15 protein-coding genes and 3 pseudogenes are annotated in these 20937 nt (G+C 74.5%); 4 read left to right on the top strand and 14 right to left on the bottom strand.

Features of this window, described 5'->3' with window-relative positions; translation table 11 throughout:
* Window positions 1-151: 151 nt before the first annotated feature.
* From ACZ3IL_RS21125 to ACZ3IL_RS21100, 6 genes and pseudogenes are all read right to left on the bottom strand, one after another.
* Window positions 152-1807, bottom strand: coding sequence for a DEAD/DEAH box helicase (locus tag ACZ3IL_RS21125; protein WP_467392144.1), 1656 nt, complete (start codon window positions 1805-1807; stop codon window positions 152-154).
* A gap of 360 nt (window positions 1808-2167) precedes the next feature.
* Entirely contained in the window at window positions 2168-2677 is a 510-nt protein-coding gene (locus ACZ3IL_RS21120) for a pyridoxamine 5'-phosphate oxidase family protein (RefSeq protein ID WP_467392142.1), read from the bottom strand.
* Between the two features lie 70 nt (window positions 2678-2747).
* Window positions 2748-3119 (bottom strand): annotated as a pseudogene (locus ACZ3IL_RS21115) (VOC family protein); the annotation flags it as partial.
* A 257-nt stretch (window positions 3120-3376) separates the two neighbouring features.
* Entirely contained in the window at window positions 3377-4837 is a 1461-nt protein-coding gene (locus ACZ3IL_RS21110) for a glutamate synthase subunit beta (RefSeq protein ID WP_467392140.1), read from the bottom strand.
* Entirely contained in the window at window positions 4830-9398 is a 4569-nt protein-coding gene (gene gltB, locus ACZ3IL_RS21105) for a glutamate synthase large subunit (RefSeq protein ID WP_467392138.1), read from the bottom strand. The genes ACZ3IL_RS21110 and gltB overlap by 8 nt, the downstream gene beginning before the upstream one ends.
* A gap of 590 nt (window positions 9399-9988) precedes the next feature.
* Window positions 9989-10717, bottom strand: coding sequence for a VIT1/CCC1 transporter family protein (locus ACZ3IL_RS21100; RefSeq protein WP_467392136.1), 729 nt, complete (start codon window positions 10715-10717; stop codon window positions 9989-9991).
* A gap of 606 nt (window positions 10718-11323) precedes the next feature.
* Here ACZ3IL_RS21100 and ACZ3IL_RS21095 point away from each other — a divergent pair.
* The 4 genes and pseudogenes from ACZ3IL_RS21095 to ACZ3IL_RS21080 form a co-directional block, all read left to right on the top strand.
* Window positions 11324-12490 (top strand): ADP-ribosylglycohydrolase family protein, encoded by a 1167-nt coding sequence (locus ACZ3IL_RS21095; RefSeq protein ID WP_467392489.1) that lies wholly within the window; start codon window positions 11324-11326, stop codon window positions 12488-12490.
* Window positions 12439-12903 (top strand): annotated as a pseudogene (locus ACZ3IL_RS21090) (ADP-ribosylglycohydrolase family protein); the annotation flags it as partial. The gene ACZ3IL_RS21095 and the pseudogene ACZ3IL_RS21090, both read left to right, overlap by 52 nt.
* Complete coding sequence (gene rbsK, locus ACZ3IL_RS21085) at window positions 12900-13820, top strand: ribokinase (RefSeq protein ID WP_467392133.1); 921 nt, start codon at window positions 12900-12902, stop codon at window positions 13818-13820. The pseudogene ACZ3IL_RS21090 and the gene rbsK, both read left to right, overlap by 4 nt.
* Window positions 13817-14150 (top strand): annotated as a pseudogene (locus tag ACZ3IL_RS21080) (CoA transferase); the annotation flags it as partial. The gene rbsK and the pseudogene ACZ3IL_RS21080, both read left to right, overlap by 4 nt.
* Before the next feature lie 73 nt (window positions 14151-14223).
* Here ACZ3IL_RS21080 and lgt read toward each other — a convergent pair.
* From lgt to ACZ3IL_RS21040, 8 genes are all read right to left on the bottom strand, one after another.
* Entirely contained in the window at window positions 14224-15267 is a 1044-nt protein-coding gene (lgt, locus tag ACZ3IL_RS21075; RefSeq protein WP_467392131.1) for a prolipoprotein diacylglyceryl transferase, read from the bottom strand.
* A gap of 255 nt (window positions 15268-15522) precedes the next feature.
* Window positions 15523-16344: a DsbA family protein gene (locus ACZ3IL_RS21070; protein ID WP_467392129.1), complete on the bottom strand. Its 822-nt coding sequence runs from the start codon at window positions 16342-16344 to the stop codon at window positions 15523-15525.
* Between the two features lie 64 nt (window positions 16345-16408).
* Window positions 16409-17239, bottom strand: coding sequence for a tryptophan synthase subunit alpha (gene trpA / locus ACZ3IL_RS21065; protein ID WP_467392127.1), 831 nt, complete (start codon window positions 17237-17239; stop codon window positions 16409-16411).
* Complete coding sequence (trpB, locus tag ACZ3IL_RS21060) at window positions 17236-18525, bottom strand: tryptophan synthase subunit beta (RefSeq protein WP_467392125.1); 1290 nt, start codon at window positions 18523-18525, stop codon at window positions 17236-17238. Before trpB ends, trpA begins: the two co-directional genes overlap by 4 nt.
* A 193-nt stretch (window positions 18526-18718) precedes the next feature.
* Entirely contained in the window at window positions 18719-18931 is a 213-nt protein-coding gene (gene trpM / locus ACZ3IL_RS21055) for a tryptophan biosynthesis modulator TrpM (RefSeq protein WP_467392487.1), read from the bottom strand.
* A 70-nt stretch (window positions 18932-19001) separates the two neighbouring features.
* On the bottom strand, window positions 19002-19811 hold the full coding sequence (gene trpC / locus ACZ3IL_RS21050) for an indole-3-glycerol phosphate synthase TrpC (protein WP_467392123.1): 810 nt from the start codon (window positions 19809-19811) through the stop codon (window positions 19002-19004).
* Window positions 19812-19948: 137 nt separating this feature from the next.
* Window positions 19949-20503: a DUF2752 domain-containing protein gene (locus ACZ3IL_RS21045; RefSeq protein WP_467392121.1), complete on the bottom strand. Its 555-nt coding sequence runs from the start codon at window positions 20501-20503 to the stop codon at window positions 19949-19951.
* Between the two features lie 77 nt (window positions 20504-20580).
* The gene (locus ACZ3IL_RS21040; protein WP_467392119.1) at window positions 20581-20835 is read right to left on the bottom strand and encodes an HGxxPAAW family protein; all 255 of its coding nucleotides are present in this window, start codon (window positions 20833-20835) and stop codon (window positions 20581-20583) included.
* Window positions 20836-20937: the final 102 nt, after the last annotated feature.

The raw sequence follows: 20937 nt of genomic DNA, 5'->3' as shown, positions 1-20937 counted from the left end.
TGGGGGGGGCGGGGGGGGGGGGGGGGGGGGGGGGGGGGGGGGGGGGGGGGGGGGGGGGGGGGGGGGGGGGGGGGGGGGGGGGGCCCGGCCCCCCCCCCCCCCCCGCGACCGGGGTCACCGTGCCCGGGTCCCCGTGCTCCCCCGCCGGGGGTTACGTGTCGGTCGGCCTCGGCCGGGAGCCGCGCGGGCGGCCGGTTCCCGCCGTCGGGCGCCCGCCGCGGCCGGCGCCCCCGGCCGACGCGCGGCCGGAACCCGTGCCGGAGGCCGACGCGCGGCCGGAGCCGGTGCCCCGGCCCGCGCCGGAGCCGCGCCCCGCGCCGCCCGCCGAGGCGGAACCGCGCGCCGAGCCCGTGGACGCGGCGCCGGTGCCGGCGGCGGAGGCCGGGCGGCGGCGACGGCCGCCACCGGTGCCGCCGCCACCGCTCCGGGACGCGGCCGGCTTGCGCGCCGGGGCCGGCTGCGGGACCTCGATGACGACCGGGACGCCCGAGGGCTCCCGGGCGCCGGTCAGCTCGGCCAGTTCCTCGTCGCTGGACTTGATCTGCGCCGTGCGGGGGCTGATGCCCGCGTTCGACATCAGCCGGCCCATGTCGCGCTTCTGCTCGGGCAGGACCAGGGTGAAGACGCTGCCGGACTCGCCGGCGCGGGCGGTGCGGCCGCCGCGGTGCAGGTAGTCCTTGTGGTCCATCGGCGGATCGACGTTCACGACCATGTCGAGGTCGTCCACGTGGATGCCGCGCGCGGCCACGTTCGTCGCCACGAGCGTGGTGACCTGGCCGCTCTTGAACTGGTCCAGGGTCCGGTTGCGCTGCGGCTGCGAACGCCCGCCGTGCAGCCCGGAGGCCCGCACGCCGTTGGCGAGGAGCCGCTTGACGAGCCGGTCCACGGACCGCTTGGTGTCCAGGAAGAGGATCGTCCGGCCGTCGCGGGCCGCGATCCGCAGCGTGACGGCCTTCTTGTCGGTCTCGTCCATCACGTACAGGACGTGGTGCTCCATGGTGGTCACCGCGCCGGCCGAGGGGTCGACCGAGTGCACGACCGGGTCGTCCAGGAACATCTTGACGAGCTTGTCGATGTTCCGGTCGAGGGTGGCCGAGAAGAGCAGGCGCTGCCCGCCGGGCTCCACCTGCTTCAGGAGCTTGGTGACCTGCGGCAGGAAGCCCATGTCGGCCATCTGGTCGGCCTCGTCCAGGACGGTGACGGCGACCCGGTCGAGCCGGCAGTCTCCCCGGTCGATGAGGTCGGCGAGCCGGCCCGGGGTGGCGATCAGCACCTCGGCGCCGCGCCGCAGCGCGGACGACTGCCGGGAGATCGACATGCCGCCGACGACCGTGGTGATCCGCAGCCGCAGGGCGGCGGCGTACGGGGTGAGGGCGTCGGTCACCTGCTGGGCGAGCTCGCGCGTGGGCACCAGGACCAGGGCGAGGGGCGCGGTCGGCTCGGCGCGGCGGCCCGCGGTGCGGGCGAGCAGGGCGAGGCCGAAGGCGAGGGTCTTGCCGGAGCCGGTGCGTCCCCGGCCGAGCACGTCGCGGCCGGCCAGCGAGTTCGGCAGGGTCGCGGCCTGGATCGGGAACGGCTCCGTGACGCCCTGTTCGCCCAGGACCCGCAGCAGGGCCTCGGGCATGTCGAGGTCGGCGAAGGAGGCCACGGCCGGCAGCGCGGGCGTCACGGTCACCGGCGGCGTGAACTCGCTCGGCGGCGGGGGCGTGGCCGGACGGCGGCCGCCGCGGGCGGTCTTCGGCTGTGCCGCGGACTTCGCCCGGTCGGGACGGGGGCCGCGCTTGTGGGGGCGCTCGGAGCGGGTCATTCGTGCCTTTCTGGCCGGTGCGCCGCCGTGCCCTTCTGGCCGGTGCGCGGCGCAGCGGGGGCCCGCACCTGCGCGATGCGGGCCCCGGCTGCTCTGTTCGGAGCACGCGGTGCGGGCTCCGGCTGTCTCACCACCGGGGCGCGCGGTGCGGCCCCGGTCGCTGGCGCCGGAGCACGCGGTGCGGACTCCGGTCGTCTCTACCGGAACAATAGTGCGCCCCGGAACCTTCCCGCCCCGCCCGTCCGGCACCCGGAGGGGCGGGGGCGGGCGGTCGGTGCGGGCCGGAGGGCCGGTCGGGGGCCGGGCGGCCCTGTCCGGACGTGGGCGACCTCACAGCCGCCGGGGCCGGGGTCCGGCCGTTCACGTCTCCTCGCGGGGCGGGGCGTCGTCGTTGCCGCGCCGGATCGTCCACGCGGGCCGTCCCGGCCTCCAGCAGCGGAGGACGATCTCCTCGCCCTCCACCCGGGTCCGCACGACCTCGGCCGGCTCGGCCCGGAAGAGGTGGAGGGGCAGGGGCGCGCCCGCCGCCCCCGCGTACCGCTCCAGGGCCCCGGGGTCGGTGATCTCGACCGCCCGTCCGGAGATCCGGACGTCGCCGCCGGCCATGTCGGTGCCGGGCCCGGGGTTGGCGAGCAGGGCGAACCGGGGGTCGCGGCGCAGGTCGAGCGCCTTGCGCGAGTGCGGCATCATGCCCAGCCACAGTTCGCCGTCGCGGAAGTCCGCCTCGATGCCGCTGAGGCGGGGCGAGCCGTCCTTCCGTACGGTGGCGAGGACGTGGTGGGCGTACGCGCCGAAGCGTTCGCGCACGGTCGCGGCGAGTTCGGGTTCGACGGCCTCGAAGGCCGGCCAGGTGGTTCCGGTGTCTCCCATGGTTCCAGGGAACACCGGATACCCGACGTCTTCCGTCCGGATTTCCGGTGGTTCCGCGCGGCGGTCAGGAGGCGGCGCGTTCCGCCCGGGAGCGCTCGACGCAGAACTCGTTGCCCTCGGGGTCCGCCAGCGTGGCCCAGCCGGTGCCGTCGGGGTTCCGGTGGTCGCCGAGGAGGGCGGCGCCGAGGCCGAGCAGCCGCTCGACCTCCTCGTCGCGGGTGCGGTCCTGCGGCTGGACGTCGAGGTGGACGCGGTTCTTCACCGTCTTCGGTTCGGGCACCCGGATGAAGAGGAGGCCGGCTCCGGGCGATGCGACGAGGACCTCGTCGTCGCCGGGCGCGTCCTCGTCGGAGAGTTCGGCGCCGAGGACCTCCGCCCAGAAGGAGGCGAGGGCGTAGGGGTCGGCGCAGTCGATGGTCACGTGGCGTACGAGAGAGGTCATGGGCGTCATGATTCACGCCGGGGGCCGGGAGGGCCACCGATTTCCGGGGCCCTCCCCCACCCTCCGGGCCCGCGCCCCTCTCCGGGCCGGGGCGCCGTCCGGACCGGGGCGCCCTCCGGGCCGGGGCGCCCTCCGGTGGCGGGCGCGGACGCGCAGCGGCGCCCGCCCGGGTCGTCCGGTCGGGGACAGGTCGGGGGGCGCCGTGCTCGGTTCCGCACGTCGTTGTGCGGGACGTTCAGGGGGGTGATCCGGCCGGGTCAGACCGTCAGGGCGCGGTCCGTCGGGCGGATCGGGGCCGGCAGGGAACTGGCGCCGGTCAGGTAGCGGTCCACGCCGCGGGCGGCGGAGCGGCCCTCGGCGATGGCCCAGACGATGAGGGACTGGCCCCGTCCGGCGTCGCCGGCGACGAAGACGCCGTCGACGTTGGTGGCGAAGTCCGCGTCGCGGGCGATGTTGCCGCGCTCGTCGAGTTCCAGGCCGAACTGGGCGACCAGGCCGTTCTGGACGTCCGTGCCGGTGAAGCCCATGGCGAGGGTGACGAGCTGGGCGGGGATCTTCCGCTCCGTGCCCGGCTTCTGGTTCAGCCTGCCGTCGGCGAACTCGACCTCGACGAGGTGGAGGAACTGGACGTTGCCGTCCTCGTCGCCCTCGAAGTGGGTGGTGGAGACGGAGTAGACCCGCTCGCCGCCCTCCTCGTGCGCCGAGGTGACCTTGTACAGCATGGGGAAGGTCGGCCAGGGCTGGCCCGGGTTCCGCTCCTCGCCCGGCCGCGGCATGATCTCCAGCTGCGTGACCGAGGCCGCGCCCTGGCGGTGGGCCGTGCCGACGCAGTCGGCGCCGGTGTCGCCGCCGCCGATGACGACGACGTGCTTGCCCTCGGCGGTGATGGGCGGGGCGACGAAGTCGCCCTCGACCACCTTGTTGGCGAGGGGCAGGTACTCCATCGCCTGGTGGATGCCGTTCAGCTCGCGGCCGGGGACGGGCAGGTCGCGGGCGGTGGTGGCGCCGGCGGCGACGACCACGGCGTCGAACCGCTTGCGCAGGTCCGTCGCCATCAGGTCGCGGCCGATCTCGATGCCGGTGCGGAACTTGGTGCCCTCCGCGCGCATCTGCTCGATGCGGCGGTTGATGTGCCGCTTCTCCATCTTGAACTCGGGGATGCCGTAGCGCAGCAGGCCGCCGATGCGGTCGGCGCGCTCGTACACGACCACGGTGTGGCCGGCCCGGGTGAGCTGCTGGGCCGCGGCGAGGCCCGCCGGGCCGGAGCCGATGACGGCGGCGGTCTTGCCGGAGAGGCGCTCGGGCACCTGCGGCTTGACGTCGCCCCCGTCCCAGGCCTTGTCGATGATGGAGACCTCGACGTTCTTGATGGTGACGGCCGGCTGGTTGATGCCGAGCACGCACGCGGCCTCGCAGGGGGCGGGGCAGAGGCGGCCGGTGAACTCCGGGAAGTTGTTGGTGGCGTGCAGGCGCTCCTGCGCCGCCGACCAGTCCTCGCGGTAGGCGTAGTCGTTCCACTCGGGGATCAGGTTCCCGAGGGGGCAGCCGTTGTGGCAGAACGGGATGCCGCAGTCCATGCAGCGGCCGGCCTGCTTGCTGATGATCGGCAGCAGGGAGCCGGGGACGTAGACCTCGTTCCAGTCGCGGACGCGCTCGGCCACGGGACGGGTCTCGGCGACCTCGCGGCCGGTGGTGAGGAAGCCCTTCGGATCAGCCATGGGTCGCCGCCTCCATCATCTTCTCGGTGGTCTCGGCCTCGGAGAGGCCGGCGAGCTCAGCGGCGTCCTTGGCGGCGAGCACTGCCTTGTACGTGGTGGGGATGATCTTGCTGAAGCGGGCCGCGGCGGCGTCCCAGTCGTCGAGGAGCTTCCGGGCGACGGTGGAACCGGTCTCCTCGTGGTGGCGGCGCACGACCTCGTGCAGCCACTCCGCGTCGGTGTCCGACAGGGTTTCGATCGCGCCCAGGTTTCCGGTGTTGACGTTGTCCCGGTCGAGGTCGATCACGTAGGCGACGCCGCCCGACATGCCGGCCGCGAAGTTGCGCCCGGTCTCGCCGAGGACGACGGCCGTGCCGCCGGTCATGTACTCGCAGCCGTGGTCGCCCACGCCCTCGGAGACGACGAGGGCGCCGGAGTTGCGGACGCAGAACCGCTCGCCGGTGCGGCCGCGGAGGAACAGTTCGCCGCCGGTCGCGCCGTACGCGATGGTGTTGCCCGCGATGGTGGAGTACTCGGCCAGGTGGTCGGCGCCCCGGTCGGGGCGGACGACGACGCGGCCGCCGGAGAGGCCCTTGCCGACGTAGTCGTTGGCGTCGCCCTCCAGGCGGAGGGTGACGCCGCTCGGCAGGAAGGCGCCGAAGGACTGGCCGGCGGAGCCGGTGAAGGTGATGTCGATGGTGTCGGCCGGGAGACCGGCGCCGCCGAACCTCTTCGTCACGTGGTGGCCGAGCATGGTGCCGACCGTGCGGTTGATGTTGCGGATGGCGACCTGGGCGCGGACCGGGCGGGCCTCCTCGGCGGAGGGGGCGTCGAGGGCCTCGGCGGCGAGCTGGATCAGCTCGTTGTCGAGGGCCTTCTCCAGGCCGTGGTCCTGCTCGATCAGGGCGTGGCGGACCGCGCCCTCGGGCAGCTCGGGCACGTGGAAGAGCGGGGTCAGGTCGAGGCCCTGCGCCTTCCAGTGGGTGACGGCGCGGTCGGTGTCGAGCAGCTCGGCGTGGCCGACGGCCTCTTCGAGGGTGCGGAAGCCCAGCTCGGCGAGGATCTCGCGGACCTCCTCGGCGATGAACTCGAAGAAGTTGACGACGAACTCGGGCTTGCCGGAGAAGCGGTCGCGCAGGACCGGGTTCTGGGTGGCGATGCCGACCGGGCAGGTGTCGAGGTGGCAGACGCGCATCATGACGCAGCCGGAGACGACGAGGGGGGCGGTGGCGAAGCCGAACTCCTCGGCGCCGAGCAGCGCGGCGATGACGACGTCGCGGCCGGTCTTGAGCTGGCCGTCGGTCTGGACGACGATCCGGTCGCGCAGGCCGTTGAGCAGCAGGGTCTGCTGGGTCTCGGCGAGGCCGAGCTCCCAGGGGCCGCCCGCGTGCTTGAGGGAGGTGAGCGGGGAGGCGCCCGTTCCGCCGTCGTGGCCGGAGATGAGGACGACGTCCGCGTGGGCCTTGGAGACGCCGGCCGCGACCGTGCCGACGCCGACCTCGGAGACCAGCTTCACGTGGACGCGGGCCTCGGGGTTGGCGTTCTTGAGGTCGTGGATCAGCTGCGCCAGGTCCTCGATGGAGTAGATGTCGTGGTGCGGCGGCGGGGAGATCAGGCCGACGCCGGGCGTCGAGTGACGCGTCCTGGCGACCCACGGGTAGACCTTGTGGCCGGGCAGCTGGCCGCCCTCGCCGGGCTTGGCGCCCTGGGCCATCTTGATCTGGATGTCGTCGGCGTTGACCAGGTATTCGCTCGTGACGCCGAAGCGGCCGGAGGCGACCTGCTTGATGGAGGAGCGGCGGGCCGGGTCGTAGAGGCGGTCCGGGTCCTCGCCGCCCTCGCCGGTGTTGGACTTGCCGCCCAGCCGGTTCATGGCGATGGCGAGGGTCTCGTGCGCCTCCTTGGAGATGGAGCCGTACGACATGGCGCCGGTGGAGAAGCGCTTGACGATCTCGGAGGCCGGCTCGACCTCGTCGAGGGGGACCGGGTCGCGGTCGCCGGTGGCGAAGCCGAAGAGGCCGCGGAGCGTCATCAGCCGCTCGGACTGTTCGTTGACCCGCTCGGTGTACTTCTTGAAGATGTCGTACCGCTTGGTGCGCGTGGCGTGCTGGAGGCGGAAGACGGTCTCCGGGTCGAACAGGTGCGGCTCGCCCTCGCGGCGCCACTGGTACTCGCCGCCGATGTCCAGGGCGCGGTGCGCCGAGGCGACGCCGGAGACGGGGTACGCCTTGGCGTGGCGGGCGGCGACCTCCTGGGCGACGACGTCGATGCCGGCGCCGCCGATCTTGGTGGCCGTGCCGTTGAAGTAGGTGGTGACGAAGTCCTCGTCCAGGCCGACGGCCTCGAAGACCTGGGCGCCCCGGTAGGAGGCGACGGTGGAGATGCCCATCTTGGACATGACCTTGAGGACGCCCTTGCCGAGGGCGTGGATCAGGTTCCGGATGGCCTGCTCGGGCTCCAGGCCCTCGATGAAGGTGCCGGCGCGGACCAGGTCCTCGACGGACTCCATGGCGAGGTACGGGTTGACCGCCGCGGCGCCGTAGCCGATGAGCAGGGCGACGTGGTGGACCTCGCGGACGTCTCCGGCCTCCACGAGCAGGCCCACCTTGGTGCGCTGCTTGGTGCGGATGAGGTGGTGGTGGACGGCCGCGGTGAGCAGCAGCGAGGGGATCGGGGCGTGCTCGGCGTCGGAGTGCCGGTCGGAGAGCACGATGAGGCGGGCGCCGCCCTCGATGGCGGTGTCGGTCTCGGCGCGGATCTCCTCGATGCGGGCGGCGAGGGCTTCGCCGCCGCCGGAGACCCGGTAGAGGCCGGAGAGGGTGGTGGCCTTCATGCCGGGCATGTCGCCGTCGGCGTTGATGTGGATGAGCTTGGCCAGCTCGTCGTTGTCGATCACCGGGAAGGGCAGGGTGACGCTGCGGCACGACACGGGGGTCGGTTCGAGCAGGTTGCCCTGGGGGCCGAGCGAGGAGCGCAGGGAGGTGACCAGCTCTTCGCGGATGGCGTCGAGCGGAGGGTTGGTGACCTGCGCGAAGAGCTGGGTGAAGTAGTCGAAGAGCAGCCGCGGGCGGGCGGACAGGGCCGCGATCGGCGAGTCGGTGCCCATGGAGCCGAGCGGTTCGCCGCCGGTGCGGGCCATCGGGGCGAGGATGACGCGCAGCTCCTCCTCGGTGTAGCCGAAGGTCTGCTGGCGGCGGGTGACCGAGGCGTGGGTGTGCACGATGTGCTCGCGCTCGGGGAGGTCGGAGAGTTCGATCTCGCCGGTCTCCAGCCACTCCGCGTAGGGGTGCTCGGCGGCGAGGGCGTTCTTGATCTCGTCGTCCTCGACGATGCGGTGCTCGGCGGTGTCGACGAGGAACATCCTGCCGGGCTGGAGGCGGCCCTTGCGGACGACCCGGGCGGGGTCGATGTCGAGGACGCCGACCTCGGAGGAGAGGACGACGAGGCCGTCGTCGGTGACCCAGTAGCGGCCGGGGCGCAGACCGTTGCGGTCGAGGACCGCGCCGACCTGGACGCCGTCGGTGAAGGTGACGCAGGCCGGGCCGTCCCAGGGCTCCATCAGCGTGGAGTGGTACTGGTAGAAGGCGCGGCGGGCCGGGTCCATGGTCTCGTGGTTCTCCCACGCCTCCGGGACCATCATCAGGACCGCGTGCGGCAGGGAGCGGCCGCCGAGGTGGAGGAGTTCCAGGACCTCGTCGAAGGAGGCCGAGTCGGAGGCGTCCGGGGTGCAGACCGGGAAGATCCGCTCCAGGGAGCCGTCTCCGAGGACGTCGGAGGCGAGCTGGGCCTCGCGGGCGGTCATCCAGTTCCGGTTGCCCTTGACGGTGTTGATCTCACCGTTGTGGGCGACGAAGCGGTACGGGTGGGCCAGCGGCCAGCTGGGGAAGGTGTTGGTGGAGAACCGGGAGTGGACCAGGGCCACGGCGGTGGCGCAGCGGCGGTCCGACAGGTCCGGGAAGAAGGGTTCCAGCTGTCCGGTGGTCAGCATGCCCTTGTAGACGAGGGTGCGGGCGGAGAGCGAGGGGAAGTAGGTCGCGGCCTCGCGCTCGGCGCGCTTGCGCAGGACGAACGCCTTGCGGTCCAGGGCGATGCCGGTGGCCGCGCCGGCGGCGTCCGCGACGAAGAGCTGGCGGAAGACCGGCATGGTGGAGCGGGCGGAGGCGCCGAGCAGCTCGGGGGTGACGGGGACCTCGCGCCAGCCGAGGACGGTCAGGCCCTCCTCGGCGGCGATCGTCCCGATCCTCGCGGCGGTGGCGTCGGTGTCGTCCTTGGGGAGGAACGCGGTGCCCACGGCGTAGGCGCCGGCCTCGGGGAGCCCGAATCCGGCGACCTCGCGGAGGAAGGCGTCGGGGACCTGGAGGAGGATGCCGGCGCCGTCTCCGGAGTCGGCTTCGGCACCGGTGGCACCGCGGTGTTCGAGGTTGCGCAGTACGGTCAGCGCCTGCTCCACCAGCTCGTGGCTCGGTACACCGGTGAGGGTGGCCACGAACCCGACACCGCAGGCGTCGTGTTCGTTACGGGGGTCGTACATCCCCTGCGGAGCGGGGCGACCGTCCATGGGCGACCAGGCGTCGGAACGCATCGGCTCTCCCGTCGTCGTCGTGGCTTGGGGCACCTCCCAGACGAAGTCTGGGGGAGTGACTACCGAGGGACGACGTTGGCCCTCCGCAAAATTTCGTGCAGGTTACATGATGGCTGGCTTCTCGCGAAGCGGATAGCTCATTCCAGCATGCGGACACCATCGGCGCGCGGCGACGGGGTGGTCCCACCACGGGGACGCGGCGGCCCGGCCTGTCCGGCGGGGGTGGATCGGGGGTGCGAGGGGGTTTCCGGTCTTCCGGCGAGCCGTCACCGATACGGGCTTCGTTGCCCAGTGACGCTCCTGCCTCTTTCCCGGTGTCCAGGAGTTCGAAACCGCCGGGTAACCGGCTCGATATGTGGCGTCCCGCATAGTGTCTCACCGCCGCGGCGGATCGGTACAGGGAGATACGTCACAGCGATTACGCGGCTTATGTCCGGGCGGCCCCGCCCCCGGGGACGACGGGACGCCGGGGGCGGGGCCGCATGGATATACGGAACGGATCATGGGGCCGTACGGGTGGCGCGGGCGACAGGAGCGGGACGCGGCCGGGCCCCGTGCGGGACGCGGCCGGGCCCCGGGGGCCGCGCGGGTTACAGCGCCGCGCCGAAGAGCATGCCGAGCCCGTACGTGACGGCCGCGGCGGCTCCGCCCAGGACGAGCTGGCGCGCGCCGCTGAAGAACCAGCCGCGGGCGGTCACCCGGGCCACCAGGGCGCCGCAGGCGAAGAGGCCGAGGAGGGCCAGGAGGACGGCGGGCCAGAGGGCGGTCGCGCCGAGCAGGTACGGCAGGACGGGCAGCAGCGCGCCGAGCGCGAACGAGCCGAACGACGAGACGGCCGCGACCACCGGCGACGGCAGGTCGTCGGGGTCGATGCCCAGCTCTTCGCGGGCGTGGATCTCCAGGGCCCGGTCGGGGTCCTTCGACAGCTGCATCGCGACCTCGCGGGCGAGGGCGGGCTCGACGCCCCGGGAGACGTAGAGCGCGGCCAGCTCCTCCATCTCGTCCACCGGGTGCTTGCGCAACTGCGCCCGCTCGACGTCGAGTTCGGCCTGGACGAGTTCGCGCTGCGAGGCGACGGAGGTGTACTCGCCGGCGGCCATCGAGAAGGCGCCGGCGGCGAGGCCCGCGAGGCCGGTGACGACGACGGTCCCCGAGGAGACCGCGCCGCCGGCGACACCGGTCATGAGGGCGAGGTTGGACACGAGTCCGTCCATCGCGCCGAAGACGGCGGGGCGCAGCCAACCGCCGTTCACGTCGCGGTGCGTGTGGTTGTCGCGGTGGGCCTCGTGCAGCGGTGCCTGGGCCTCGATGACGGACATGGTTCTCCCCTCGTTCCGGCGGGCCGAACGCGCCCGCCTCCCCCTTGCGTATCCCCGAAAGTACGCTCGATGTAAGGGGTGCGCCAGCAAGGCAGGCCGTACTTACTAAGGTCCGCCTCAGCGGCCGGGCCGGTCCCCGACGCGGTGTCGGGCGGGTGACAGGGGCGCTTCCCCGGCGAGTTCGCGGCCCGGAGCGGCACAGATCCGGGCAGCGGGGCGCCACTGGTGCGCCTCTCCGGGGAAGGAGCCGCCGCGATGGTGACCACGGCACGCGACACGCGGGAACGGGCGAGGGGGGCGCTCCTCGACCTCGCCGCGGGCGACGCGGCGGGGTGGCCCGCCGCCCGGCACCGCGCCGCCCGGGGCGAGGTGCCGGCCGCGGTCCCGGTCGCCGCCCGCCTCTCCCGGGTGGCGGACTCGGCCCCGGCGCTCGCGGGCGCGCTCGCCGGGGCGCTCGGCGGCGGCCGTCCGGTCCCGGCGAGCCGGCGCGAGGCCCGCCGGACGCTCGCGGGGTGCGCGCCGCCCCGGCTCGCGGGGACGGACCCGGTGGAACTCGCCGGGCTGCCGGGAGCCGGGAACCGGCCTCCCCAGGTGGACAATTCCGGCATGACCCGCACCCTGGACGTACCCGGTCTGGATGACCGGATCACCGGCAGCCTCCTCGGGGCCGCCGTCGGCGACGCGCTCGGCGGCCCCGTCGAGGGCTACAGCCCCGAACAGATCCTGGAGCGCCACGGCGGCCGCGTCACCGGGATCGTCGGGCCCTGGAGCGGCGGCGACTGGCGCACCGCCCGCCCCGTCGCCCCGTACCACAGGGGCGACGGGCACGTCACCGACGACACCCTGATGACCCACGCCCTGATCCGGGTGTACGAGAAGGTCCGCGGCCACCTCGACGCGTACGCGGTCGCCGACCACCTCGTCCCCGAACTCATGAACTCCCCCGTCTGGATTCCGGAGCCGGAGGCCGAGGCGCTGCCCCTCCAGCGGCTCTTCCTCGCCGAGAAGTGGGTCGTGACCCGGCTCCACTACGGCCATGTGGACCCCCGCGAGGCCGGCAACGGCAACATCGTCAACTGCGGCGCCGCGATGTACATGGCCCCGGTCGGACTCGTGAACGCGGCCCATCCGCGGGCCGCCTACGCCGAGGCCCTGGACGTCACGGGCGCGCACCAGTCCTCGTACGGCCGGGAGGCGGCGGGCGTGTTCGCGGCAGCGGTGGCCGCGGCCTGCGCGCCGGGCGCCACCCCGGTCTCGGTGGTGGACACCGCCCTGTCACTGGCGAAGGACGGGACGGAGGCGGCCATCGAGGCGGTCGCCGAAACCGCCTCCCGGTACACGGACTTCGAGTCCGCCCTCGCTCCCCTCCGCAAGGCGGTGGCCCCCTTCGACACGGTCGGCCCCGATTACCGTTCGCCGTCCCTCGGCGCCCGGCGCCCCTCCCGGCTCCACTCGATCGAGGAGCTGCCGATCGCCCTGGGGATGCTGCTCGTCGGCGAGGGCGACTTCCGTCGCACGGTCCTGGGCGCGGTCAACTACGGCCGGGACTGCGACTCGATCGCCACGATGGCGGGCGCGATCGTCGGCGCGCTGCACGGCGAGCGGGCCGTGCCCGCCGACTGGGCGAAGCGGGTCACGGAGGCGAGCCGCCTCGATCCGCACGCCCCGGCGCGGGCCCTGGCCGGGGTCGCCCGCGAGGTCTTCGCACGGGACACGGAGGCGCGCCGGGCGCACGAGTCGGCGTTCGCGGCGCTGACGGACGCGGACCGGTGAACCTCCGGGTGACCCGGGTGCAGCCGGAGGACCCGGTGGGCCACGAACTCCGGCAGGCGGCCGAGGACGGCCGCGACGCCCGCGTACCGGCGGCCCGCCGGTACGCGGCGGGCGGCGGGTACCACTGGGTGCATGCCGTCCCCCACACCGCCCTGCTCGCCGCCGCCCCCACCCACGCAGACGGCGACTTCTCCCGCTCCGTCTGCGCGGCGGTCCCGGGCGGACGGGACACCGGCTCCAACGGCGCCACCGCCGGTTCGGTGGCCGGGCTGCTCGCCGGGCGTCCCGTCCGGCTGCCCGAACGCTGGACCCCGCCCCTCGAGAACCGTCTCGCGTCCTCCGTCCCGTCCTTCGACGGCACCGGTTTCGACGCCCTGGCCGAACTGGCACACCTGGAGGAAGTACGCCCATGACCAGCATCGTCGTGCTCGGCAGCACGAACATGGACCTCGTCGCCCGCGTGCCCAGGGCCCCGGCCCTCGGCGAGACCGTCACCGGCCGCTCCTTCCGCACGGTCCCCGGCGGCAAGGGCGCCAACCAGGCCGTGGCCGCCGCCCGCGCCGGCGCCGAGGTGGCGATGATCGGCGCGGTCGGCACGGACGACTTCGGGGTACGGCTCCGGGCCACCCTGGAGCACTGCGCGGTGGACACCGACCTGCTGCGCACCGTTGACGGACCCTCCGGCACGGCCCACGTCGTGGTGGACGACGAGGGGGGCAACGCGATCGTCGTCGTCCCCGGGGCCAACGGCGCCGTCACCGCCCTCTCCCCCGGCGACGAGGCCCTCATCGGCACCGCCGACTTCCTGCTGCTCCAGCTCGAACTCCCCCTCTCCGTCGTCGTGGAGGGCGCCGCGGCCGCCCGCCGGCTCGGCGTCCGCACCGTCCTCACCCCCGCCCCCGCGCGTCCCCTCCCGCCCGAGCTCCTCGCCGCCACCGACCTGCTGGTGCCGAACGAGCACGAGGCGGCCGCCCTCACCGGCCTCACCGACCCGCGCGCCGCCGCGGAGGCCCTGCTGCGGGACGTGCCCGCCGTGGTGGTCACCCTGGGCGCGGCCGGCAGCCTGTACGCGGCGCGCGGCGCCGAACCGGTCGCCGTGCCCGCCCCCCGCGTCCGGGCCGTGGACACCACCGGGGCGGGCGACACCTTCGCCGGCGCCCTCGCGGTCGCCCTCGGCGAGGGCCGCCCCGTCCCGGAGGCCCTCGCCTGGGCGCAGACCGCCGCCGCGCTCTCCGTGCGGTGCGAGGGCGCGTCGGCCTCGATGCCGTACCGCGTCGACATCGAGGCCGCCTTCCGCTCCCCCGAGACCCTGGAGACCGATCCCGTATGACCGCTCCCGCACCGGGCGGCGCACCGGCCGCCGGTCCCGCCGCTCCCCTCCACGGACCGCGCGTCCTGGACCCGGCGACCCTCTTCGCCGGCCCCATGGCGGCCATGGTGCCGGGCGGCTCCGGCGCCGACGCCGTCAAGGTGGAGCACCCCCGCAAGCCCACCCCGTCCCGGGCCACGGCCCCTCAAGGCCGGCGTCGGCCCGTGGTGGAAGGTCCTCGGCCGCAACAAGCGGACGATCACCCTCGGCCTGTCCGCGCCCGGCGGCCGCGACACCCTCCTCGCGCCCGCCGCCGGGGCCGACGTGACCGTGGAGAACTTCCGTCCCGGCCCGTGCCGCTCCCCGTACGCGGAAGGGCCGCCGGGACCCCATCGGTCCCGGCGGCCCTTCCGGCCACGGTCGGTCAGCTCCTGCCCGCGCCGTGCTCCACGTCCTTGTCGAGGCGGGTCCGGGCGGGGGCGTCGGGGGCCGCGTCCTCCGGCCCGTCGTCCGCCGCGCCGCGCGCGTCGTCGGCCGCCCCGCCGCCGGGCTGGTTCTCCGCGTCGTCGCCGGGCTCGTCCGCCGCCTCGTCGCCGGGGGTCTTCCCGGCCTCGATCGGCTCCGTCTCCACGGCCTTCTCCACGACCTTCTCCACGGCGCCCGGCTCCACGACCTCCTCGCGTCCCGGCCGCGTCCGCGCCGAGACCACGATGTAGAGCACGGCGAGCACGAAGACGACGATCGCCGTCCACACGTTCAGGCGCAGGCCGAGGATGTGGTGCGCCTCGTCCACGCGCATGTACTCGATCCAGCCGCGGCCCGCGCAGTACGCGGCGACGTAGAGCGCGAAGGCGCGTCCGTGGCCGAGCCTGAAGCGGCGGTCGGCCCAGACGACGAGGAGGGCGACGCCGACGCACCAGAGCGACTCGTACAGGAAGGTCGGGTGGTAGGTCCCGGCCTCGCGGTTCGCGCTCTCGGTGATCTTCAGGGCCCAGGGCAGGTCGGTCGGCCGGCCGTACAGCTCCTGGTTGAACCAGTTGCCCCAGCGGCCGATGGCCTGGGCGAGGGCGATGCCGGGCGCGATGGCGTCGGCGTACGCGGGGAGCGGGATGCCCCGGCGGCGGCAGCCGATCCAGGCGCCCACCGCGCCGAGCGCGATGGCGCCCCAGATCCCGAGGCCGCCCTCCCAGATCTTGAAGGCGTCGACCCAGTTCTCACCCTCGCCGAAGTACAGCTGGTAGTCGGTGATCACGTGGTAGAGGCGTCCGCCGACGAGGCCGAAGGGCACCGCCCAGACGGCGATGTCGGCCACGGTGCCGGCGGTGCCGCCCCGGGCGATCCAGCGCTTGTTGCCGTACCAGACGGCGACGAAGACACCGATGATGATGCAGAAGGCGTAGCCGCGCAGCGGGATCGGTCCGAGGTGGATCACGCCGGTCGACGGGCTGGGAATGTAGGCAAGGTCCATGGCAGGTCCGACGCTACCCTGCCGGCCGGGCGGGACGGCAGTCCGTCCGGCAACTTCTGGGTAACTAACCGTGCCGGGCCGCCCCGGCGGAGGCGGACCGGGGCGGCGGACCGGGGGCGCCCCGGCCGGGTCGGGACGCCGGAGGGGGACGTCGGCGCCGGACCGGCCGGGGCGGGGGTGCCGGGGCGCCGGACCGGCCGGGGCGGGGGTGCTCCGCCCGGGGCCGGGTGGCCGGAACGGGACAGCCGGGGCGGCTCAGCCCGCCGGCGAGGAGGCCGTGCCGGGCTTCTTGCCCTTGTTGGCCTCGGCGACCCACTTCTTCAGGTTCTCCGGGGAGATCTGTTCGTTCCCCTTCGTCGGGAAGACCGGCTCCCCGTTGAGGAGGACGGTCGGGGTGCCCCGGAAGCCGCCCTTCTGGAAGGCCTCGTTGGACTTCTTCACCCAGGCGTCGTGCGTGCCGTTCTCCACGCACGCGCGGAACGCCGGCGTGTCGAGCCCCGGCACCTTCGCCGCCAGCTCGATCAGCTTCCCGTTCTTCCCGAAGGCGTCGTCGGTCTCCTGCGGCTGGTTGATGTAGAGCGTGTCGTGGTACGCGGTGAACTTCCCCGCGTCCTGGGCGCACGCCGCGGCGTTCGCCGCGCGCAGGGAGCCGCTGCCGCCCATGTTCCCGTCGATGAGGGTGGCGAGGTGGTACTCGGCCTTGAGGGCGCCGGAGGCCTCCAGCTCGTGGATGGAGTCCCGCATGACGTTCTCGAACTGGGCGCACGCCGGGCAGCGGAAGTCCTCCCAGACGGCGAGGGTGGACGGGGCGTCCGCCCTGCCGGTGGGGATGGCGGGCTTGTCGTCCTCGACGGAGCCGGTCGGCGCGACCACCGGACCGGCCCCGGAGGGGCCGTCGTCCTTGCCGGCGTTGGCGGCGATCACGCCGACGACCGCCGCCAGGGCGAGGACGCCGACCACCGCCGACGACACGATCAGGACGCGTCGCTGCCGGTCGCGGGCCCTGTCGCGCTCGCGCTGCTGCTGAAGGCGCTCCCGCGCGTTCCGGTTACCGTCACCACGGTTGTTCTCGCTCACGCCCTGGGAAACGAACCGGGGAGGCACGTGCGCGCCTCCCCGGTGCCGAATCCATCCGAACGGGTTACGGGGCGCGGCGGACGCCCTCGGCGAGTTCGGCCGCCAGTTCCCTTACGGCGGCGAGTCCGGCGGCGGTGTCGTCGCCGGCGTCGAGGATCCGCTTCACGAAGGCGGAGCCGACGATGACGCCGTCGGAGAAGGCGGCGACCTCCCTGGCCTGGGCCGCGTCGGAGACGCCGAGCCCGACGCAGACGGGCAGGTCCCGGCCGGGGGCGACGGCGGCCCGGGTGCGGCGGACGAGGTCGGACGCCTGCGCGCCGACCGACGCGCGGGTGCCGGTGACGCCCATGAGCGAGGCGGCGTAGACGAAGCCGGACCCGGCCGCCGTGATGGTGGCGAGGCGCTCGTCCCTGCTGCTGGGCGCGACGACGAAGACGGTCGCGAGGCCGTGCTTCTCCGCGTGCTCGCGCCAGAGGGCCGACTCCTGGACCGGGAGGTCGGGCAGGATGCAGCCCGCGCCGCCCGCGGCGGCCAGTTCCCCGGTGAAGCGCTCGACGCCGTACCGGTCGATCGGGTTCCAGTACGTCATGACGAGGACCGGCTTGCCGGTGGCCGCGTGGGCCTCCCGGACCGTGCGCATGACGTCGGCGATCCTGACGCCGCCGCGCAGGGCGATGTCGTCGGCGGTCTGGATGACCGGGCCGTCGAGGACGGGGTCGCTGTGCGGCAGGCCGACCTCGACGACGTCCGCGCCGCCGTCGAGGACGGCCTTGACCGCCGCGATGCCGCCGTCGACGGTCGGGAAGCCGGCCGGCAGGTAGGCGATGAGCGCGGCCCGGTCCTCCGCCTTCGCCTTGGCGAGCGTGTCGCTCAGAAGCTGGATGTTGCCGCTCACTCGGCGTCCCCCTCGATCTCGGCGGTGCCGTCGGCGCCGCCGTCCGCGGGCACCTCGGCGTCGGTGTCGTACAGGCCGAAGTAGCGGGCGGCCGTGTCCATGTCCTTGTCTCCGCGCCCGGAGAGGTTGACGACGATCAGGCCCTCGGGGCCCAGCTCCTCGCCGACCTCGATCGCCCCGGCGAGGGCGTGTGCCGACTCGATGGCCGGGATGATGCCCTCGGTGCGGGAGAGCAGCCGCAGCGCCCGCATGGCGGCGGCGTCGGTGACGGCGCGGTACTCGCCGCGCCCGCTGTCCTTGAGGTACGCGTGCTCGGGGCCGATGCCGGGGTAGTCCAGGCCCGCCGAGATCGAGTACGGCTCGGTGATCTGGCCCTCCTCGTCCTGGAGGACGTACGACCGCGAGCCGTGCAGGATGCCGGGCTCGCCCGCGGTGAGGGTGGCCGCGTGCTCGCCGGTCTCGACGCCGTGGCCGGCCGGCTCGCAGCCGATCAGGCGCACGCCGGCGTCGGGGACGAAGGCGTGGAAGAGGCCGATGGCGTTGGAGCCGCCGCCGACGCAGGCGACCGCCGCGTCCGGGAGGCGTCCGGCGCGCTCCAGGACCTGGCGGCGGGCCTCGACGCCGATGACGCGGTGGAAGTCGCGGACCATGGCGGGGAAGGGGTGGGGGCCGGCGACGGTGCCGAAGAGGTAGTGCGTCCGGTCGACGTTGGCGACCCAGTCGCGGAAGGCCTCGTTGATGGCGTCCTTGAGGGTGCGGCTGCCGGACTTCACGGCGACGACCTCGGCGCCGAGCATCCGCATCCGGGCCACGTTGAGCGCCTGGCGCCGCGTGTCGATCTCGCCCATGTAGATGGTGCAGTCGAGCCCGAAGAGGGCGCAGGCGGTGGCGGTGGCGACGCCGTGCTGTCCGGCGCCGGTCTCCGCGATGACCCGGGTCTTGCCCATGCGCCTGGTCAGGAGGGCCTGGCCGAGCACGTTGTTGATCTTGTGCGAGCCGGTGTGGTTGAGGTCCTCGCGCTTGAGGAAGATCCGGGCACCGCCGGCGTGCACGGCGAACCGGGGGACCTCGGTGAGGGCGCTCGGGCGGCCCGTGTAGTTCACCATCAGGTCGTTCAGCTCGCGGGCGAACTCGGGATCGTCCTTCGCCTTGTCGTACTCGACGGCGACCTCGTCCACGGCGGCGACCAGGGCCTCCGGGATGAACTTGCCGCCGTAGGCGCCGAAGTAGCCCTCGGCGGTGGGGACCTGGCCCTCCAGGTCGGGGATGAAGAACTCGCTGGACATGCGGTTGCTCCTCGCGGGGCGGGTGCCCCGGGATCACGTGCGGGTGGTGGTCACGATGGGCGCGCGAGCCGCTCGCGTGCGCACGACGGGGCCGGTGCCCGGACCGCGGCCGGGGCGCGTTCCGGCGTCGCGGCCGCGTCCGCCCGGGGAGGGGCGGACGGGACCTCCGGAACGCGTCCCGGGCGTCGTCGTACTACGTGGGGAAGCGCGCGGGGCGCGGGCGCCATCGCATGCCGTTGACCTGGCCGGGTTCGTCGCCGATCACGTACCGCACCCGGCGGCCGAGGACCCGGCGTGCGGGCGCGCGGCAGCCGCGCGGGCGGCAGCCCCGGGCCAGGGGGGCGTGCGCGGGGAGGGGGGCGGCGGCGGTGCGGAGCCGGGCGAGGCGTCCGGGCGCCGGCGGCACGGGCACGGCGGCGTTCCCCCGGGCGGTACCCGGGGGCGTCGGCGTGTCGTGGCGGGGCGTCACGGGCCGGTCAGTTCCGGCCGTGCCGGAGGGCCGGGTGGGCGCCGGCGGCGACCAGGTCCGCGACGGCGGCCTTGGGGTCGCGGCCGGTCACCAGGGACTCGCCCACGAGGACGGCGTCGGCGCCCGCGTTGGCGTAGGCGATGAGGTCGTGCGGGCCGCGGACGCCGGACTCGGCGACCTTGACGATGTGCGCGGGGATCTCGGGGGCGACGCGCTCGAAGGTCGAACGGTCGACCTTGAGGGTCTTGAGGTTGCGGGCGTTGACGCCGATGATCCGGGCGCCCGCCTCGACGGCGCGCTCGGCCTCCTCCTCGTCGTGCGCCTCGACCAGCGGGGTGAGCCCGATGGACTCGGCGCGCTCGATGAGGGAGACGAGGGCCTCCTGCTCCAGGGCGGCGACGATGAGGAGCGCCAGGTCGGCTCCGTACGCGCGGGCCTCCCAGAGCTGGTAGGCGGTGACGATGAAGTCCTTGCGCAGGACCGGGACGTCGACCCGGGCGCGGACGGTCTCCAGGTCGGCGAGCGAGCCGCCGAAGCGGCGCTCCTCGGTGAGGACGGAGATGACGGCCGCGCCGCCCGCCTCGTAGTCCGCGGCCAGGGCGGCCGGGTCGGCGATCGCGGCGAGCGCGCCCTTGGACGGGCTGGAGCGCTTGACCTCGCAGATCACCTTGACGCCGTCGCCGCGCAGCGCGGCGACGCCGTCCTTGGCCTGCGGGGCCTTGGCGGCGCGCTCCTTGAGCTCGTCGAGGGTGACCCGCGCCTGCCGCTCTGCGAGGTCGGCGCGGACGCCTTCGATGATCTCGTCGAGCACACTCACGCGAGGGCCCCCTTCCGGGACGGTGATGACGAAGCGGGTTCAGCCACGTCGATCCTATCCGCAGGACGGCTTCCGGCCCGCATCGGCCGGATCGGCGTCCCATCTGCTGGGACGTTCCGCCGGGGCCCCGGGGGCCCTCAGGGGGCCAGCGCGGAGCCGAGGGGAAGGTTGCGGACCAGGGTGAAGAGGGCCAGGACGGTTCCGGCCGCCCACCACAGGGCCGGGGGGACCGTGAGGCGCGTGGGCAGCCCGCGGAAGGCGCGAACCAGCCACACGGCGGCGAAGACGGCGAAGACGGCGTAGCCGGCGACGGCGAGGGCGTTGGAGCCGAGGGCGGCCGGGAGGTCGCCGTGGGCGAAGGCGTGGGCGCTGCGGAGTCCGCCGCAGCCGGGGCAGTACACGCCGGTGAGGCGGAGCAGCGGGCAGACCGGGTAGTGGCCGGGTTCGTTGGGGTCGACGGCCCCGACGTACGCGAACGCCGCGACGACCCCGGCGATCGTCCCCGCCGGCGCGAGGAGCCGGCGCGCCCGTGACCGGGGCGGCGGGGGCGGGGGCGGCAGCGGGGGGCCGGGGTGCGGCCGGGGTCCGGCGGAGGCCGTCGCGGGGTCCCCGACATTCGTGCCGGCGGGTTCGGCCGACCGGGTGCGGGGGGCGGGGCCGGTCGCCGTGTCGGGTGTCGGATGCGCGTCCACGCGCCGATTCTCGCCCCTGACGCGCGGGGGCGCAGCCCGGCCGTGCCGGGATGCGCCCTCGGGTGCGTGGTGCGGTGTCAGTGACGGGCCCGCGCGGACGTGGTCGCGGCCTCGCGGGCGGCGGTCACGTCGGCCGACTCCTTCGGCATGCCGAGGCCCGCGAGCTTCATCGCGCCGCCGACGGCCCCGCCGAGCAGGACGACGCCGATGCCCGCCCAGAAACCGGGCACGTTGGCGGCCACCATGAAGACCCCGGCGATGCAGAAGCCGATGAAGGAGATGATGACACCGGTCCAGGCGGCCGGGGTGTGTCCGTGGGCGCTGCCCGCCATGAGTTGCTCCTCGTTGCTGTTGCTCGGTGGTGAGGTCTCGCGTGCGCGGACACTCGGCGCTCATTGTCCCGCACGCGGGGTCGCGGGGGTGAATCGGGGGTG

The sequence above is a fragment of the Streptomyces sp. NPDC014907 genome, assembly GCF_055562975.1.
Note: the sequence above shows the minus strand (reverse complement) of the source record. Positions and strands in the feature narration are given on the sequence as shown.

Excerpts from the sequence above, each read along its gene's own strand:
- ACZ3IL_RS21095 (WP_467392489.1), top strand. The coding sequence starts at position 11,324 with ATGACCCGCACCCTGGACGTACCCGGTCTGGATGACCGGATCACCGGC.
- rbsK (WP_467392133.1), top strand. The coding sequence starts at position 12,900 with ATGACCAGCATCGTCGTGCTCGGCAGCACGAACATGGACCTCGTCGCC.
- gltB (WP_467392138.1), bottom strand. The coding sequence starts at position 9,398 with ATGCGTTCCGACGCCTGGTCGCCCATGGACGGTCGCCCCGCTCCGCAG.
- ACZ3IL_RS21110 (WP_467392140.1), bottom strand. The coding sequence starts at position 4,837 with ATGGCTGATCCGAAGGGCTTCCTCACCACCGGCCGCGAGGTCGCCGAG.
- lgt (WP_467392131.1), bottom strand. The coding sequence starts at position 15,267 with ATGGACCTTGCCTACATTCCCAGCCCGTCGACCGGCGTGATCCACCTC.
- ACZ3IL_RS21100 (WP_467392136.1), bottom strand. The coding sequence starts at position 10,717 with ATGTCCGTCATCGAGGCCCAGGCACCGCTGCACGAGGCCCACCGCGAC.
- trpB (WP_467392125.1), bottom strand. The coding sequence starts at position 18,525 with ATGTCCAGCGAGTTCTTCATCCCCGACCTGGAGGGCCAGGTCCCCACC.
- ACZ3IL_RS21040 (WP_467392119.1), bottom strand. The coding sequence starts at position 20,835 with ATGGCGGGCAGCGCCCACGGACACACCCCGGCCGCCTGGACCGGTGTC.
- ACZ3IL_RS21125 (WP_467392144.1), bottom strand. The coding sequence starts at position 1,807 with ATGACCCGCTCCGAGCGCCCCCACAAGCGCGGCCCCCGTCCCGACCGG.
- ACZ3IL_RS21120 (WP_467392142.1), bottom strand. The coding sequence starts at position 2,677 with ATGGGAGACACCGGAACCACCTGGCCGGCCTTCGAGGCCGTCGAACCC.